Origin of the sequence: Granulicella cerasi (genome assembly GCF_025685575.1) — a bacterium.
GTDB lineage: Bacteria > Acidobacteriota > Terriglobia > Terriglobales > Acidobacteriaceae > Granulicella > Granulicella cerasi.
Map to the genome: position 1 here is coordinate 788,428 of NZ_JAGSYD010000001.1, position 16,063 is coordinate 804,490.

12 protein-coding genes are annotated in these 16,063 nt (G+C 62.5%); 1 reads left to right on the top strand and 11 read right to left on the bottom strand.

Annotated elements, in window-relative coordinates; genetic code table 11:
* Window positions 1-80: 80 nt before the first annotated feature.
* The 6 genes from galE to exaC form a co-directional block, all read right to left on the bottom strand.
* Complete coding sequence (galE, locus tag OHL11_RS03280; RefSeq protein ID WP_263370043.1) at window positions 81-1,055, bottom strand: UDP-glucose 4-epimerase GalE; 975 nt, start codon at window positions 1,053-1,055, stop codon at window positions 81-83.
* Entirely contained in the window at window positions 1,052-2,095 is a 1,044-nt protein-coding gene (locus tag OHL11_RS03285; protein ID WP_263370044.1) for a UDP-glucose--hexose-1-phosphate uridylyltransferase, read from the bottom strand. Before OHL11_RS03285 ends, galE begins: the two co-directional genes overlap by 4 nt.
* On the bottom strand, window positions 2,092-3,246 hold the full coding sequence (gene galK, locus OHL11_RS03290) for a galactokinase (protein WP_263370045.1): 1,155 nt from the start codon (window positions 3,244-3,246) through the stop codon (window positions 2,092-2,094). Before galK ends, OHL11_RS03285 begins: the two co-directional genes overlap by 4 nt.
* A 170-nt stretch (window positions 3,247-3,416) precedes the next feature.
* Window positions 3,417-4,439: an alcohol dehydrogenase AdhP gene (gene adhP / locus OHL11_RS03295; RefSeq protein WP_263370046.1), complete on the bottom strand. Its 1,023-nt coding sequence runs from the start codon at window positions 4,437-4,439 to the stop codon at window positions 3,417-3,419.
* Between the two features lie 15 nt (window positions 4,440-4,454).
* Window positions 4,455-4,853, bottom strand: coding sequence for a DUF779 domain-containing protein (locus OHL11_RS03300; RefSeq protein ID WP_263370047.1), 399 nt, complete (start codon window positions 4,851-4,853; stop codon window positions 4,455-4,457).
* 192 nt (window positions 4,854-5,045) lie between these two features.
* The gene (gene exaC / locus OHL11_RS03305; RefSeq protein ID WP_263370048.1) at window positions 5,046-6,581 is read right to left on the bottom strand and encodes an acetaldehyde dehydrogenase ExaC; all 1,536 of its coding nucleotides are present in this window, start codon (window positions 6,579-6,581) and stop codon (window positions 5,046-5,048) included.
* Between the two features lie 193 nt (window positions 6,582-6,774).
* Here exaC and OHL11_RS03310 point away from each other — a divergent pair, with 193 nt between their 5' ends.
* Window positions 6,775-7,824: a sigma-54-dependent Fis family transcriptional regulator gene (locus OHL11_RS03310; RefSeq protein WP_263370049.1), complete on the top strand. Its 1,050-nt coding sequence runs from the start codon at window positions 6,775-6,777 to the stop codon at window positions 7,822-7,824.
* 358 nt (window positions 7,825-8,182) lie between these two features.
* Here the strand turns inward: OHL11_RS03310 and OHL11_RS03315 are convergent, their stop codons facing one another.
* The 5 genes from OHL11_RS03315 to OHL11_RS03335 form a co-directional block, all read right to left on the bottom strand.
* Window positions 8,183-11,302, bottom strand: coding sequence for an efflux RND transporter permease subunit (locus OHL11_RS03315; RefSeq protein WP_263370050.1), 3,120 nt, complete (start codon window positions 11,300-11,302; stop codon window positions 8,183-8,185).
* A 2-nt stretch (window positions 11,303-11,304) separates the two neighbouring features.
* The gene (locus OHL11_RS03320) at window positions 11,305-12,396 is read right to left on the bottom strand and encodes an efflux RND transporter periplasmic adaptor subunit (protein WP_263370051.1); all 1,092 of its coding nucleotides are present in this window, start codon (window positions 12,394-12,396) and stop codon (window positions 11,305-11,307) included.
* Window positions 12,396-13,700 carry a TolC family protein gene (locus OHL11_RS03325; protein ID WP_263370052.1) on the bottom strand — a complete coding sequence of 435 codons (1,305 nt, stop codon included), beginning with the start codon at window positions 13,698-13,700 and terminating at the stop codon, window positions 12,396-12,398. Before OHL11_RS03325 ends, OHL11_RS03320 begins: the two co-directional genes overlap by 1 nt.
* Before the next feature lie 93 nt (window positions 13,701-13,793).
* The gene (locus OHL11_RS03330) at window positions 13,794-14,198 is read right to left on the bottom strand and encodes a hypothetical protein (protein WP_263370053.1); all 405 of its coding nucleotides are present in this window, start codon (window positions 14,196-14,198) and stop codon (window positions 13,794-13,796) included.
* 76 nt (window positions 14,199-14,274) lie between these two features.
* Window positions 14,275-16,056 (bottom strand): FUSC family protein, encoded by a 1,782-nt coding sequence (locus OHL11_RS03335; protein WP_263370054.1) that lies wholly within the window; start codon window positions 16,054-16,056, stop codon window positions 14,275-14,277.
* Window positions 16,057-16,063 lie beyond the last annotated feature (7 nt).

The window sequence follows — 16,063 nt, forward strand, 5'->3', positions numbered from 1 at the left end:
CGGCCTTCGCGCGACTGTCGGGAGAACGGAAAAGCGGAAGCCCTTGTGAGGCTTCCGCTCTGTCGGTCTGTAGCGCGGTTTTACTGCTTGGGATAACGCTGCTGATGCCACTCCCATGCAGATTTCAGGATGTCTTCAATCTTCGGTGTCTGCGGCTTCCAGCCGAGCACTTCCTTCGCCCGTTCGCTGGAGGCGACGAGGCGAGCAGGATCGCCATCGCGACGCGGCTTCATCTCCACAGGAATCTTGTGGCCGGTCACGCGGCGTGCCGCTTCGACCACTTCTTTCACGCTGAAGCCCTGGCCGTTGCCGAGGTTGCAGATGATCTTGTCTTCCTTGTTCAAGGCATCGAGAGCGAGAATGTGTGCTGCCGCGAGATCTTCGACGTGAATGTAATCGCGAATGCAGGTACCGTCCGGCGTGTCATAGTCCTCGCCGAAGATGAAGATCTTCTCGCGGCGGCCGAGAGCGACATCGAGGATCAGCGGGATGATGTGCGTCTCCGGCTCATGCGCTTCGCCACGTCCGGGCAGCGCGCCAGCGACGTTGAAGTATCGCAGTGAAGCGTAGCGCAGACCGTGAATGCGGTTGAACCACTGCAGCATGTATTCAACGAGCAGCTTGGACTCTCCGTAGGCGTTGGTCGGTGCAAGCTTCGCGGTCTCGGCGATGGGCAGGACTTCAGGTTCGCCATAAACGGCCGCGGTGGAGCTGAATACCAGCTTTTTCACGCCGGTCGTATGCATTGCCTCCAGCAGCGCCAGCGTGGAGGCCGTGTTGTTGCGGAAGTAGACCTCGGGAATCCGCATCGAGTCGCCTGCTTCAATGAGCGCGGCGAAGTGCAGCACGCCATCGGGTTGCAGGGCACGCAGCACGCTTTCCACGGCAACGCGGTCGGCTATATCGGCTTCCACGAAGTTCACGCCCACGGGCACTTCATCGCGCTTGGAGTGACAGAGGTTGTCGAGCACCGTTACGTCATGACCGGCGCTCTTGAGGATCGTAGCGACCGTGCCGCCAATGTATCCGGCACCGCCGGTGATCAGGACCTTCATCGTGTCTCCTTGCCAATCGCTGTTCGCAGTGTCGCGGCTGCAGACTCCGGCGTAATGTCTCGTTGCGGTGAACCTAACAGTTCAAAGCCCACCATGAATTTACGCACCGTAGCCGAACGTAGCAATGGCGGGTAGAAATGCGCGTGCAAAACCCACTCTTCATGCGCCTCGCCGTCGGCGGGCGCAGGGTGGAAGCCCATGGAGTAAGGGAATGGTGTGTCGAAGACGCGGTTGTAGCCTGCGGTGACGGCTTTCAGGATATCGGCAAGGCCATCGCGCTGTGGCGCGCTCAACGAATGCATGTGGGCCACGGCTTCGCGCGGCAGCAACAATACTTCAAAAGGCCACACCGCCCAGAAAGGCACCAACGCGACCCAGGTGTCGTTGCTGGCGACGATGCGCTCGTTCTGCGCAAGCTCCAGGCGCAGATACTCCGCGAGCAGCGGCTTGCCGTTCTCGGCGAAGAACTTCTGCTGCGCGGCGAGTTCAACCGTCGCCTCATTCGGCACGTGCTCGGTGGCCCATATCTGTCCGTGCGGATGCGGATTGCTCGCGCCCATCATGGCGCCGCGGTTCTCGAAGATCTGTACGTAGCTCACATCTTCGCGCGCGCCGAGTTCGGCTTCCTGCGCGGCCCACACATCGACCACGTTGCGAATGCTCGCGACCGGCATCGTGGCCAGCGTAAGGTCGTGGCGCGGATCGAAGCAGAGCACGCGACAGATGCCACGCTCGGTGGTCGCGCGCAACAGGCCAGCGTTGTTCATGTCGAACTCGGCATGAGGCACGTCACTCTTCAGCGCGGCGTAGTCGTTTTCGAAGACATAGGTCTCGGTATATTGCGGCGTGATCGCGCCGCCTGCGCGCTCGTTCCCGGGGCAGAGGTAGCACTTGGGGTCATACTGCGGCGCGGTGGGGACGGTCGTGTCTTCTGTCTGTCCCTGCCACGGACGCTGCGTGCGGTGCGGTGAAACGATGACCCACTCTCCGCGCAGAGCGTTCCAGCGGCGGTGCGGTTGCTGCGTGAAGATCTCGTTCATCGGGGGGCCTCCTCGGTCGCGATCTCCGGGTGCTCGGCGACGGCGCCATCGCTGGCCTCGCAGAGGTATACCTCGGCGTCGATCTGCCAGTGTTGCTTGTACGCTGCCTTGACGGCTGCGACGAAGTCCTCGACAGCATCCTTGGCGACGAGGTTCACGACGCATCCGCCGAAGCCGCCGCCGGTGAGCCGTGCGCCAAAGCAGCCGGGCTGCTGGCCGGCGACCTCGACGAGGAAGTCAACCTCTTCGCAGCTTGCTTCAAAGAGATCGCGATAGCTGACGTGGCCCTCCTGCAGGACCTGGCCGAGCGCGGCGGCGTCGCCGGCAAGCATCGCTGCGGCAGCACGTTTCACGCGGGCGTTCTCGGTAATGATGTGGCTGCAGCGCTTGTAGCTTTCGGGCGAAAGCTCCGCGCGCACAGAGTCAAGTTGCTCCATCTCCGCGTCGCCAAGATCTCGCACACCGAAACGCTCGCGCAACAAAGTCTGGCCTTCTTCCACTTCTTTGCGACGCTCGGCGTAAGCGCTGCCCGCGGTCACGGTATGCTTCACGCCGCTGTTCACGACGACGATGCTGCACGCGGCAAGCGCGCCGGTGTTCATCGGCAGCAGCTTGTACTCGAGGTCGCGCGTATTCAGCAGCAGCGCATGACCCGCACGCGCTGCGGTGATGACGAACTGGTCCATGATGCCGCACGGGGAGCCGACGTAGCGGTTTTCCGCGCGCTGAGCGAGCAGAGCAATTTCGCCGACAGGCAGCTTTGCGCCCGCATGATGCAGCAGCGCGGCGGCGGTTGCGACCTCCACCGAGGCTGACGAACTCAGGCCTGCGCCGAGCGGTACGTTGCCTTCGATGTGCAGATGAAACGGCGGCACCTCGATACCCAGCACCTGCAGCTCACGCAGCACGCCAACGGAGTAGTCGCTCCAGTCGCCGACTCGGGTTGAGCGATCGTCGCGCGCGATCGTGCGCTTCGTCGGGAACATGCCGCAGGTGAAGTGGTAGTGATCGTCGGCGGGTTCTGACAACGAGGCCGTCGTATGAAACGGGATAGCCATGGGCAGGACGAGGCCGCCGCTGTAGTCGGTGTGCTCGCCGATAAGGTTCACCCGGCCGGGCGCAGTGAAATCGATTACACGAGGGGATGACAAAGGGGCAATTTTCCTTCGCGGGAGGGTCAAAGCAGGGGAAGATCAAGCTTTGCCGGTGCACGAGTATGCTTGCACACTCGCTTCCCCGCAGGCAACAGCGATTCGGTCAGTTTCTACGGCAGCAAAGAGCGCAGGCACTGTGGCCTGCGCTCTCGTGCGTGGACGGACGCTTAGAGCTCGATGACGATACGGCCGTCGATCTTGCCTGCCTTCATGCGGTCGAAGACGTCGTTGATGTCTTCGAGCTTCGCGGTGGAGTAATTCACCTTCACCTTGCCTTCGGCGGCGAAGCCGAGGCACTCCGCCATGTCGAGACGCGTGCCGACGATGGAGCCGCGCAGCGTCTTGCGGTTCAGTACGAGGTCGAAGATCGACACCGGGAAGTCGCCCGGCGGCAGACCGCAGAGCGCCATCGTGCCGTGGCGACGGATGAGGTCCCTCGCGAGTGCGAATGCCTTGGACGAGACCGCCGTGACGAGTACGCCGTGCGCGCCACCGCCGGTGATCTGCTCCACCTGCGCGACCGCGTCGGCGTCGAGGCCATTGACGACTGCGTCTGCGCCCATGCGCTTGGCGAGGTCCAGCTTCTCGGCGGAGATGTCGAGGCCGATGACGTTCATGCCCATCGCCTTGGCGTACTGCACGGCCACGTGGCCGAGACCGCCGACGCCGGAGACCACGACCCACTGGCCCGGCTTCGTCTCGGTCTCCTTCAGGCCCTTGTAGACCGTGACGCCCGCGCAGAGGATCGGCGCCACCGGTGTGTACTCCACGTTCGCCGGCAGATGGCCGACGTAGTTCGGATCGACGAGGCAGTACTCGGCGAAGCTGCCGTTCACGCTGTAGCCAGCGTTCTTCTGCGCCTTGCAGAGCGTCTCCCAGCCGCTCAGGCAGAACTCGCAGTGGCCGCACGCGGAGTAAAGCCACGGTACGCCGACGCGATCGCCTTCCTTCACGCTGGTGACGCCTGCGCCGACGGCAGTGATGTAGCCCACGCCTTCGTGGCCGGGAATGAACGGCGGTGTCGGCTTCACCGGCCAGTCGCCTTCGGCGGCGTGCAGGTCGGTATGACACACACCGGTCGCAACGACCTTCATCAACGCCTGGCCGGGACCCACCTCGGGGATCGCGACCTCTTCGATCACGAGCGGCTTGCCAAACTCGCGAACCACTGCAGCTTTCATTGTTGCCATTTCTCTACAGACCTTTCAGATACGCCCGGCTGCGCGCAGGGCGTGGATTTCGTCGTCGTTGAACACATGCGAGCGGGTGATGAACTGCAACCCGCCCGGACCTTCGAGAGAGAACGCCGCGCCGAAGCCCGGAGTCACGTCGATCACAATCTGCGTGTGCTTCCAGTACTCGAACTGCTGCGGCGAGATGTAGAACTCCGCTCCGCCAATTTCACCGACCTTCACATCGCGACTGCCAATGCGAAATTCGCCGACAGGAAAACACATCGGCGCGGAGCCTTCGCAGCATCCGCCGGATTGGTAGAACAGGATGGGCCCGTGCTGCTCTTGCAGCGTTGCAATGAGCTGCAGCGCCGCAGGTGTCGCGATCACCTGCGACGGCACAGCCTGGTTGGTTTCAGTCGTCGTGCTCATGAACACTCCGGGATGGGTGAAGGGTTGTGCAGGCCACAGAAGCCGTGGCGGTCCCTTGGCGTTCTCCGCGCTCTTGGCGTCGAGGCTCTCGCTCGGACTGGCAGAGTCGCCGGTGTGAGCGGAAAGCTTCGACGCAAAGGACGCCAAGATCGCGAAGGTAACGCGACGGGAGTCGTGCAGAGAGGGAAAGCATTAGAACAAGCCGAGCTTCTTCGGGCTGTAGCTGATGAGCTGGTTCTTCGTCTGCTGGTAGTGGTCGAGCATCATCAGGTGGTTTTCGCGGCCGATGCCGCTCTGCTTATAGCCGCCGAACGCTGCGTGCGCGGGATACAGGTGGTAGCAGTTCGTCCACACGCGGCCTGCTTCAATCTCGCGACCGAAGCGATAGGCGCGGTTCACATCGCGCGTCCACACACCAGCGCCAAGGCCGTAGAGTGTGTCGTTCGCGATGGCGAGCGCTTCCGCATCGTCCTTGAAGGTCGTGACCGAAAGCACCGGTCCGAAGATCTCCTCCTGAAAGATGCGCATCTTGTTGTTGCCGCGGAACATCGTTGGCTGAATGTAGAAGCCGCCAGCGATGTCGTCACTTACCTGCGCGGCCTTGCCACCGGTCAGTAGCTCCGCGCCTTCCTTCACGCCGAGATCGAGATAACTCATGATCTTCTCGAACTGCTGCTTGGAGGCCTGCGCGCCGATCTGCGTCGACGGATCAAACGGGTTCGCCTGCTTGATCGCTTTCACGCGCGGCAGTACGCGTTCCATGAACTTGTCGTAGATGCTCTCGTGGATGAGCGCACGCGACGGACAGGTGCAGACTTCGCCTTGATTGAACGCGAAGAGCGCGAGGCCTTCGATTGCTTTATCGATGTACTCTTCGTCCTGATCGAGAATGTCTTCGAAGAAGATGTTCGGGCTCTTGCCGCCGAGCTCGAGCGTCATCGGGATGATGTTCTCAGACGCATATTGCATGATCATGCGACCGGTGACGGTGGAGCCGGTGAACGCGATCTTGTTGATGCGCGGGTTCGTCGCGAGCTCCTTGCCCACCTCGCGGCCAAAGCCGTTGACGACGTTCAACACGCCCGCAGGTAGCAGGTCGCCGATCAGCTCCATCAGCACGAGAATCGACGCGGGCGTCTGCTCGGCAGGCTTCAGCACCACGCAGTTGCCCGCGGCGAGTGCGGGAGCGAGCTTCCACGCAGCCATCAGCAGAGGGAAGTTCCACGGAATGATCTGCCCGACGATGCCCAGCGGCTCATGGAAGTGATATGCGACGGTGTCGTGGTCGATCTCGCTGATGCCGCCCTGCTGCGCGCGAATCGCGCCGGCAAAGTAGCGGAAGTGATCGGCGCTCAGCGGGACGTCGGCGGCGGTCGTCTCGCGGATCGGCTTGCCGTTGTCCCAGGTCTCGGCGCGCGCGAGCAGGTCGTTGTTGTCCTCGATGCGCTGCGCGATCTTGAGCAGAATGTTCGAGCGCTCGGTGACCGAGGTGCGGCCCCATGCGGTCTTGGCCTTCTCAGCGGCATCGAGCGCTTTCTCGATATCAGCCGCGCCCGAGCGGGGGATCTCGCAGAGTACCTTGCCGGTGACGGGAGTGATGTTGTCGAAGTACTGTCCCTCGACAGGCTCGACCCACTGCCCGCCGATGAAGTTGCCGTAGCGCTTGCGGAAGGGAGTGTCCTGCTGGAGAGTGGTGGTCGCTTCGTGGACGGGAGAGGTCGTTGCCATTGCGTTTCCTTTCGTCCCGGCGGGGAGGCCGGTGGTCGATTCCGAGAGCATCCTGCTCCCGCGCGGCAACCGTTGCCAAGCACGAAGTGTTGCGGCCGTCGCACGATGCAACACTCGACGGAAATCCCGTGCGACACCGCTCTACAAAGGTTTTCTGCGCGTCGTAGAATGTGCGGCGGACATCCAATGAGATGTGAGCCTTACGCAGGAGAAGCCCGTGGACCGCAACACTGCACCAGCATCGCGACACATGTTGCCTGAGCTGATCCAGGCTTCCTGGCAACGCTGTCGCCACTACGGCATGTCGCCGCAGTGGCAGATTACGCAAGCTCCGCTGAGCGACAGTGAGTTGCATCTGCAGCAGGAGCAGAACCGCCAGCTTCGTAAACTCGCACTGCGCGAGATGAATCTGCTCGAGCCGGGACTTTCCACCGCCGGCCGCATTCTGCTGCTCGCCGACGCGCAGGGTGTCGTGCTGGACTCACAGGGCGACAGCACTTTTCTGGGCCGCGCGCGCAAGGTGTCGCTGATGCCCGGCGCCTCATGGCGCGAACAGATCACCGGCACGAACGCGATCGGTACGGCCATCGTCGAGCGCCGCTTCGTACAGGTGATCGGCGAACAACATTTCTTCGACGAGAACCGCTTCCTCGCCTGCAACGCGATGCCGATCTTTTCACCGACCGGTCAACTCGCGGGCGTGCTTGATATCTCCGGAAGCGCGTTCGTCAATGCGCCTTCTGCCTCCAAGCTCGTGCGCCACGCGGTGCAACACATCGAGCATGACTGGACCGCCGAAAGCGCTACTGATCTTGTGGTGCGGCTGCACCAGCATCCCTCGTGGCTCAGCACACCGGAAGAAGGTCTGCTCTGTTTCAACGACGGCGTGCTGAGCGCGGCGAGCAGTCGCGGCCTCGCATTCCTTGGCCTTGGGGCTGCGGTCATCGGTCGCGTGCACTGGCGCGACATCTTTCAAGGCGCGCCGACGTATGGCCGCCAGGAGCTTCGCCTGCAGCAGGCTGCCGGACTCTATTACGCCGACGTCTCGCGCTCCAGCGTGCTCTCTGCGTCGATCGCCGCCTCTGAGGTTCCGCACGCTGGGCCGGAGAGCTTCGAAGACCTCAAGGATGAAGCGCTGCGCCGCGCTGTTGCTGCGGAGAATGGCAACGTCTCTGCCGCCGCGCGCAAGCTCGGCATCCATCGCAGCACCTTCTATCGCCGCTTAAAGCAGGAGCCGAACTAGCGCGCGATACCAGAAACATAGGTGTGTGGCATTCCTGGTCGTGACCGCGCCTCATCGCTTCAAGATGATCGCTGCGCACCTATGGTTCCTGTAGACCTGCTATGGAGCGCAGAACGGTAGGGCAGGGCTTCAGCCCTGCCGTTTCTCATGCAAGCGATCTTCGCGGCTTTAGCCGCTGCCGTATGGTGCTTGCGCGTTCCCTCAGCGGCTAGAGCCGCCTCCTCTGACAGCATCAGTGACGCGGCGAAAGCCGTGTCCTGCCGTTCGTGCCTCTCCTGTGTTCGTCGAAGGTTGATTCAAGCCAGACAAAGAGGCCGCGAGCATTCACTCGCGGCCCTTCTTGTCACAGCGACAGCTGCTATTCGGTGTCTGCCGAAACCGTCGCACGATGCGACTGACGACGACGCTCTTCGCGCTTTTCGAAGAAACGCACAAACTCCGGAATCAGGAAGATTACGGTGAGTACCGTCGTCACCACACCACCCACCACCACGCGCGCGAGCGGCTGCTGCGCCTGCGCGCCGATGCCGTTCATCACCGCTGCAGGGAGCAAGCCGAGCCCCGCAGCGAAGCCTGCCATCAGCACTGGCAGCAGTTCGTGCTGCGCACCTTCGCGCAGCGCGTTCTCGCCCGGATGAGCGTGTTGATGATGTCGCAGTCCCGCGAGGAAGACCACCGACGTAAGCGTCGCCACACCGGTAAGTGAGGTGAAGCCGACGGCGGCAGAAATGCTGAACGCCGTGTGCGTAACGAGCAACGCGAAGATGCCGCCAACCGCACAGAAGGGCAACGCCAGCAGCACGATCACCGCATCTGTCCAACGCTGGAACGCAAGGTACAGCAGCAGGAAGATCACGACGAGACTGATCGGAATCACCAGCCCAAGACGAGCCTGCTCCTTGCGCAGCGAGTCGAACTCGCCCGCCCAGGTGTAGTTGTAGCCGTTCGGCATCTTCACCTTGTCGGCTATCTGCTTCTGCAGATCCGTGATGGTGTCCGCGAGGTCGCGTCCACGCACACTGAACTTGATGGGGATGTAGCGTCGGCCGCCTTCGCGATAGATCGTGAAGCTGCCTTCATGCACGCCCACATCTGCCACCTGCGAAAGCGCGACATGTCCGCCGTCGGGCGTGGGCAGTTGGATTTGCGATACCGTCTCCGGCGTTCCGCGATACGCGTCAGGGTAGCGCACGGTGATGTCGAAGCGGCGATCGCCTTCGATCATCTGCGTGATCGGCGCACCACCTACAGCGGCTTGCACCGCTGCGTTGATGTCCGCCGGCGCCACACCATAGCGGGCCGCGTTGGCGCGGTTCACGCTGATGATGAGGTTCGGTTGTCCGCTCACCTTGAAGACGCCGGCATCGGTTACGCCCTGCACGGTGCCCATCACTCCGACCATTTCATCGGAGAGTTTGGAGAGTTGCGCGAGATCGTCGCCGAAGAGCTTGATGGAGTTCTCACCCTTCACGCCGCTCATCGCTTCTTCCACGTTGTCCTGGATGTTCTGCGAGAAGCCGAAGACGGTGCCGGGATACTTCGCAAACGCCTTCTGCATCTGCTCGATCAGCTCGTCCTTGTCGCCGTGAACGTCGGCGGGCCATTGATCGGAGGGCTTCAGAGAAACGCCAAACTCTACATTGTTGAAGGTCGTCACATCGGTGCCGTCGTCTGGTCGACCGATCTGCGAAACGACCTGCGTGACCTCGGGGAACTTGCGGATCTCCTCGCGAATCTCGTCCGCGAACATCGCCCCCTTATCGAAGGAAATGTCCTGCGGCAGCGTGGCGCGAATCCAGAGATTGCCTTCTTCGAGCGGTGGCATAAACTCACCACCCACGGCGAAGACGAACACCAGCACACCCGCGAGCATGGCGCCGCCTGCCAGCGTCCACACCATCTTCGGATGGGCCAGCGAACGATTCAACCAGCGCTCGTAATGACGCGAGAAGAAGCGATTGACGGCGGTGCCCGAAGCCTTCTTCGCCTCCTGCTGCGCGTTCACCTTCGGTGCGAAGATGGCCGCGAGCACCGGTGCAAAGATGATCGCGAACATCAGCGCGCCGAAGAGTGCAAAGCCGTACGTGACCGACATCGGCGAGAAGATCTTGCCCGGAACGCCTTCCATCGTGAACAGCGGAATGAACGCCACGAGAATGATCAGCGTGGAGAACAACACAGGTCGCGCCGCTACGGCCACGCCATGCTGCACCGCCTCTTCCGGGCCCTCGCCCGGCTTGCGTTGCTGCATGTAACGGAAGATGTTTTCGAGCACGATGATCGACGAATCGACGAGAATGCCGAAGTCGATCGCGCCGATCGAGATGAGGTTGGCCGGATGACCGGTCAACACCATCATGGAGAACGCGAACAACACGGCAAAGGGGATGGTGAGCGCAGTGATGATCGTCGTGCGCAGATCTCCGAGCATGATGAGCAGAATCAGCGTCACGAGCACGAGGCCCGTGATGATGACGTGCTTCACCGTGTGCGTCGTCTGGTCGATCAGCTTGGTGCGGTCGTAGATCGTGTTGATGTGCATGCCCGGAGGCAGCATCGAGCCATTGTTCAGGTCATCGATTTTCTTCTTCAGCCCGTCGAGCGCAGGCATACTCTCGCCGCCCTTTTGCAGCAGCACGATGCCTTCGACGATGTCGCTCTGTCCGTTGCGCCCGATCTTGCCGAGACGCGGCTGATAACCTTCTTTCACTTCGGCGACGTCACGCACGAGTACCGGGGTACCGTTTTTGGAGGCAACGACGATGTTGCGCATGTCGTCGAGGCTCTTGATGAGGCCGAGCGAGCGAACGTTGATGTTCTGTTCGCCGAGCGTCATGTAGTTGCCGCCCGCGTTGGCGTTGCTGTTCTGCACCGCCGTGATCAGTTGCGGCAGGGTGACGCCGTACGCCAGCAGCTTGTTCGGATCAGGCTCGATCTGATACTGCTTCGTCGTTCCGCCGAAGGTGGTGATGTCGATGATGCCCGGCACCTGCTTCAACTCGCGGCGAACGAGCCAGTCCTGCGTAGACTTCAGGTCGTTCAGCGAATACGGTCCGGTGAGTTGATAGCGATAAATTTCGCCGATGGGCGACCATGGCGAAAGCTGCGGTTGCAGACCGCCAGGAAGTTGCAGCGTTTGCAGGCGTGCGAGGACCTCCTGGCGATCGTGGAACAGATCGCTGGAGAACTTGAAGTACAGCTTCACATCACTGAGGCCGAAGATCGAGATCGAGCGCACCTGCTCAAGCTCAGGCGTGCCGTTCAGTGTGAGTTCGATGGGCGCGGTGACCTGCTGCTCCATCTCTTCCGCGCTCCACGCAGGGTTCTGCGTGATGATTTCGACGAGCGGTGGCGAGGGATCGGGGTACGCTTCGATATCGAGTTTCAACGCGCCAAAGATGCCCGCGAAGAATGCTGCGATCAGCAGGATGAAGACAACGGTGCGATAGCGCAAGAGCGCCTGGATAAAGCCCTTCATCGTTAGTCTCCTACCGGCTGGCGCAGGAACGCCGCGCCCTGCATCACGACGCGATCGCCGTCATTGAGTCCGCTGGTGATCTCGATGCGGTCACCTGCCTGCGCGCCCGTCGTCACCTTCTTTGTCGTGTACTTGCCGTCGCCTGCGGGTACGTAGACGATGGTTGATTCGCCGTCATGCAGTACCGCTCCAGCGGGCAGCAGGATGCGCGGTTGTGCAGGCTGCGAGAGCAGCAGCGTCGCAAACATCTGCGGCTTCAGACGATGACCGGGGTTCGGCATCACCACGCGCACCTTCACGGCATGCGTCGAAGGATCGAACGAATCGCCAATGTTGGCAACGGTTCCGCTGAACTTCTCGCCGGGGTATGCGGTGAAGCTCACCGTTACCTGCGCGTGAGGATGCACGGCGTGCAGGTCCTGCTCGTAGACATCGCCGGTCACCCAGACGGTATCGAGATTCGCTACCGTTGCGATGCCGGTCGTGGTCTCGAGCGAGCGCTGCATCTCGCCGGTTGCGGTGCCAATGTCGAGCACCGTACCCGTGATCGGCGCGGTTACGGTGGTGATATCGCTGGTGCTGTTCTCGCTGAAGCCGAGCTCGTGCACATGCTGACGTGTGCGCTCGAGCTCCGAGTGCGCGGCGCTGTCAGTGGCTTGCAGTTCCTGCAGATCAGCCTGTGACATGACCTCGTGCGAGGCGAGCAGCTTGCCGCGGTCGAGCGCGTGATCAGCGCGGATCGTCTCGATCTTGGCTTTCTCGAAATCCGCACGGGCCTGAGCGACATCGCTGCTCTGCAGCGTGGCGACCGCTTGTCCCTTACGCACTTCCTGGCCCGGTACGAGCGTCATGTTGAGCAGGCGGCCGCTGAGCGGCGCGTAGATGTGCACGAGCTTGTCGGGGTCGGCTTCGACGCGGCCGGGCAGGCGCAGCGTGGCGTCGATGGTCTCGCTGTGCACCGTGCCCACTTGAATGTTTGCTGTGGGCTGCGTCGGCGCAGCGGTCTCGGTGGTGTGCTTCTTGCATCCGCCGACGAAGACGAGCGCGGCGACGCTGGCAGCAAGAGGAGTGAAGTAGAAACGACGTGCAGTCATTAGGGATTGATCTCCATGTGGGCTGCGGTCGTCAGTTGTTCGACCGCCAGCAAAAGCTGCAAATTAGCGTTGAGCGAAGCGAGGTTCACCTGGCGATAGTCCGAGAGCGCGCTCAGATAATCGAGCAGCGTCGTATTGCCGTGGCGATAGCTGAACTCCATGTTGTCGCGCACATGCGCGGCTTCGGCGAGGTATTTTGCGCGATAGCGGCCGTCCTGCGACGTTGCCGTCTGGTAAGCCGCCCACGCCGTGTCGACGTCAGAGATCACCTGATTCCGCGCAGCGACAAGCGCCAGTCGGCTTGACTCAAGCTCATGCTGTGCGCGAGCTTTCTCGCCCTGGTTGCGGTCAAAGAAACGCAGCGGAATCTGGATGTTCGCACCCATCGTATTTGCGTGTCCGCTGCGCTCATACTCGGCCTCAAGCGTTGGGTCGGCCTTGCCGTTGGCCACGGCGAGCTTCACCGATGCCGCGTTCGCGTCCACCTGCGCCTGCGCAGCCTGCAGGTCCGGGCGGTTCTTCAGCGCCGCGGTGTGCAACTCTTCGAGCGTATAGGCGAGCGGCGAAGGCTCGAGCGATCCGGTCACCGCGAAGTCATCACTCGGCGTGTTCACGCCAAGCATCGACTGCAGCGCAATGCTCGACTGGCGTAGTGCGAGATTGGCGTTGTCGAAGTCGTTCTCAAAGCCGACAAGCTGCAACTCCACGCGATCGAAATCCGTGCGGTCCATATCGCCAGCATCGAGCCGCACCTTCATCAGGTCGACCGTATGGCGATAGCCTTCGAGGTTCTCACGCGAGATCTCGAGCGCAGCTTCGGCGAAGAGCATCTTCGCAAACGCCTGCCGCACCGCGAGGTCCATCTGGCGCTGCGTGTCGGCGAGTTGATCGCTGGTCAGCGTCGTGGTGGCCTTCGCTCCATCGAGCCGCAACTGGCGCTTGCCGCCGCGTTCGAAAAGCCGCTGCACGCCGACGTTGTAGAACGGCGGACCGTTCGGATCATCCGGCGCGAGCGTGAACATCTGTCCACCGCCGGTGAGTACGGGGTTCTGCCGCAGGCCTGCGGTGACCTCGCCAGCGCGCACGGCGTTCAGGTGCTCCGCGCCGGAAAGCAGCGTCGGGTTTGCGCGATGGGACTGGTCGAGCACCTGCTGCAGTGTGAGCGGTGTGGCGCTGCCGCGGTGCACCGCCGCGATGATGGTTGCAGGCAAAGCCGCGTTCTGCTGGGGAGCAGGCGCGGGTGCCTGTGCCCACGCGAAAAGCGTGAAAGCAAAGGATGGCGTGAGCAAGAGAGCTCTGCGCACGAAGCACACCTCCAGAGGGAGCGAAGCGGATGCACTGCTGCAAACGCGTCGTCCTTGAGCTACAAAAAGATTCAGGAAAGAGGAACGGAGAACTTAGCTGGCAAACGCCGGGGGAGCTCTGAGGCTCCGCGTGCGTAGCGTGCGGCCGCGATAAGTCTGCGCGTGCTCGGATGCCTTGGGCAGCGGCTCGCGCTGCATCGGCGGAAACTGCAGGAACGCGAGCGTCGCCAGCGCGGTCGGGATCAGGTCAAGCCCCGTCGACGCGCCTGCGTGAGCAAGGTTGTAGGTCTGTGCAGCCGCGGGCAACGTCGCCTGCTTGGCCATCAGCAGGTCATCGCTGACGGAGATGACGGGCAAAAGCAGCAGGCACGCCATCGCGACCTGCGTCATCGCGGCACGACGGCCTACGCGCAGGGCATTGCGCTGCGCTGCACGCCATACGAAGGCGAGCAAGGCCATCGATACGGCGGTCCAAACGAGATTGGAGGCGAACTCCACGCTTTCATTCTAGCGGGGCGGCTGGCTGGCTTCCGTAAAAAGATGGCCCTCGCCTGGTGCGCGTCGTGTGACGACGTCAAAAGTGCGACGCTGCCTCCGCGTAGAACTCCGCAGCCGCAGCTTCAATGCGATGCAGCAGCTTGCGCGTCTCCAGCAGTTCGCGCTTCTGGTGCCGACCGACGTCGAAGTGCACGGCCACCTCAAGCTGCTGCGCGTTCGCCAGCTCGGTGGAGACCATCGAGCGCAATGATTCGAAGCGCCCCGCATTCTCCTCCGTGCGAAGCTGCTCGGTGGCGAGTCCGATGCGTTGCAGCGTGCGACGCAGCGCATCCGTGGTGCGCACCGGCCAGAGCTGATCGAACACCAGCCATAGCGCAAGGATGCCCAGCGCGACACCGATGAGGCGGTCGCGTGCAGGCGTCACCTGCGTGGACGGACCGAAGCCGCCGATGGTCGTCAGGAAGAACGCAAACGCGATCTGCACGCCGATGTAACCCATGTTCGGCGAGCGCATCACCCAGCCTGCGAAGAAGCAGATCGGCGCGAACAGCACGATCAGCGAGGTGATCGAATCCATGTTCGGGAAGAAGACCGAGACGACGAAGATGCCGATGAGTCCACCGATCGCCGCGCCGGAGAAGCGGTAGAGCTGTTTCTGCTTCATCGCGCCCGTAGTGCTCAGGCCCGTGAAGAGGACGGTGACGACGCAGGTGAGAATGCCCGGCCACGCGATCGCGTTGTAGAGCACATAGCAGATCATCGCGGCGAGCGTCAGCTTCAGCGCATAGACAGCCGCATCGGGCGTGGTGAACGCATCGGGCACAAAGAACGCACTGCGCGCTTTCATTCGCGACGCCTGCGGCTCAGCGGCGATTTCCCCGGACGCGTGTTGCACGGCGAGATATTCGCCGAGCTCTGCGTGAAGTTCCTGCAATGTCCTGGAGTCACTCTCGAAGTGTGCAGAGGTCGTCGGCGCCTTGTCCTCTGCAGCCGCGCGGCAAAGCTCGGCCAGCGCTGCATACGCACGCAGGCGCTCGACGCCGCTCTCTTCCTGCTGCGTAGAAAATCCCAGCGCCACGCTGCGCTGCAGCGCGCGCGTGGCGATGCCGATGCGATATTGCAGGCCGACCGGCACGTCCTGCGCAGCGCTCGAATCGCGGAAGCGATCGTAAAGCTCGCGCAGTCGCATGTCGCCCGCGTGGGCCAGTTGCAGCACCTTGCGATGCGTCTGGCGAAAGCTGTGAGGATCGTTGCGCGGCTCATCGTTCGCAAGCGAGCTGAAGAGCTCGGCCAGGGCGCTCATGCGTCGGCGCAACTCGCGCGCCAGCTCCTCCGCCGGATGCCGCGTGCCGAAGCCGTACTCCACGGCCACGAGGCAGGCTACGCCGAGCGCCATCGAAGCCAGGTAATTCAGCCCGAAGCGCACGTTGTAGTCGGCCGAATGATGGCCGTCCCAGTTGGAGAGAAACACGAATCCGTAGAAGCCGAAGATCGTCGACGGCAGCGCCATCGTGGACGCCACCATGCAGAACGCCGAGCAGAAAATGAGCACCATCACGCCGTAGAAGCGTGCGCCTTCGGTGCCATCGGTGAGCTGTACCCACGTGCAGCTCACAGCGAGCGCAAGCGCGGTGGAGACGATGATCTCGAGCGCCACACGCATCGTCAGGCCCGGGCGTTCGCGCTGCATGAGCAGCAGCAGCGCTGCGGCCAACTGCATGCCCGGCGTGCGAAAGGTCATCGCCAGCGCGACCGAGAGCAGCAGCACCAGCGTGTCGCGCAGCGCACCCGCAGCGCGGCCGGGATACGGCGTCATCTCGTCCTGCAACAACCGTCCGAATTTGCGTGTCTTGCTCATGGATCGC

Excerpts from the sequence above, each read along its gene's own strand:
- OHL11_RS03300 (WP_263370047.1), bottom strand. The coding sequence starts at position 4,853 with ATGAGCACGACGACTGAAACCAACCAGGCTGTGCCGTCGCAGGTGATC.
- galE (WP_263370043.1), bottom strand. The coding sequence starts at position 1,055 with ATGAAGGTCCTGATCACCGGCGGTGCCGGATACATTGGCGGCACGGTC.
- exaC (WP_263370048.1), bottom strand. The coding sequence starts at position 6,581 with ATGGCAACGACCTCTCCCGTCCACGAAGCGACCACCACTCTCCAGCAG.
- OHL11_RS03335 (WP_263370054.1), bottom strand. The coding sequence starts at position 16,056 with ATGAGCAAGACACGCAAATTCGGACGGTTGTTGCAGGACGAGATGACG.
- OHL11_RS03315 (WP_263370050.1), bottom strand. The coding sequence starts at position 11,302 with ATGAAGGGCTTTATCCAGGCGCTCTTGCGCTATCGCACCGTTGTCTTC.
- OHL11_RS03320 (WP_263370051.1), bottom strand. The coding sequence starts at position 12,396 with ATGACTGCACGTCGTTTCTACTTCACTCCTCTTGCTGCCAGCGTCGCC.
- adhP (WP_263370046.1), bottom strand. The coding sequence starts at position 4,439 with ATGGCAACAATGAAAGCTGCAGTGGTTCGCGAGTTTGGCAAGCCGCTC.
- OHL11_RS03285 (WP_263370044.1), bottom strand. The coding sequence starts at position 2,095 with ATGAACGAGATCTTCACGCAGCAACCGCACCGCCGCTGGAACGCTCTG.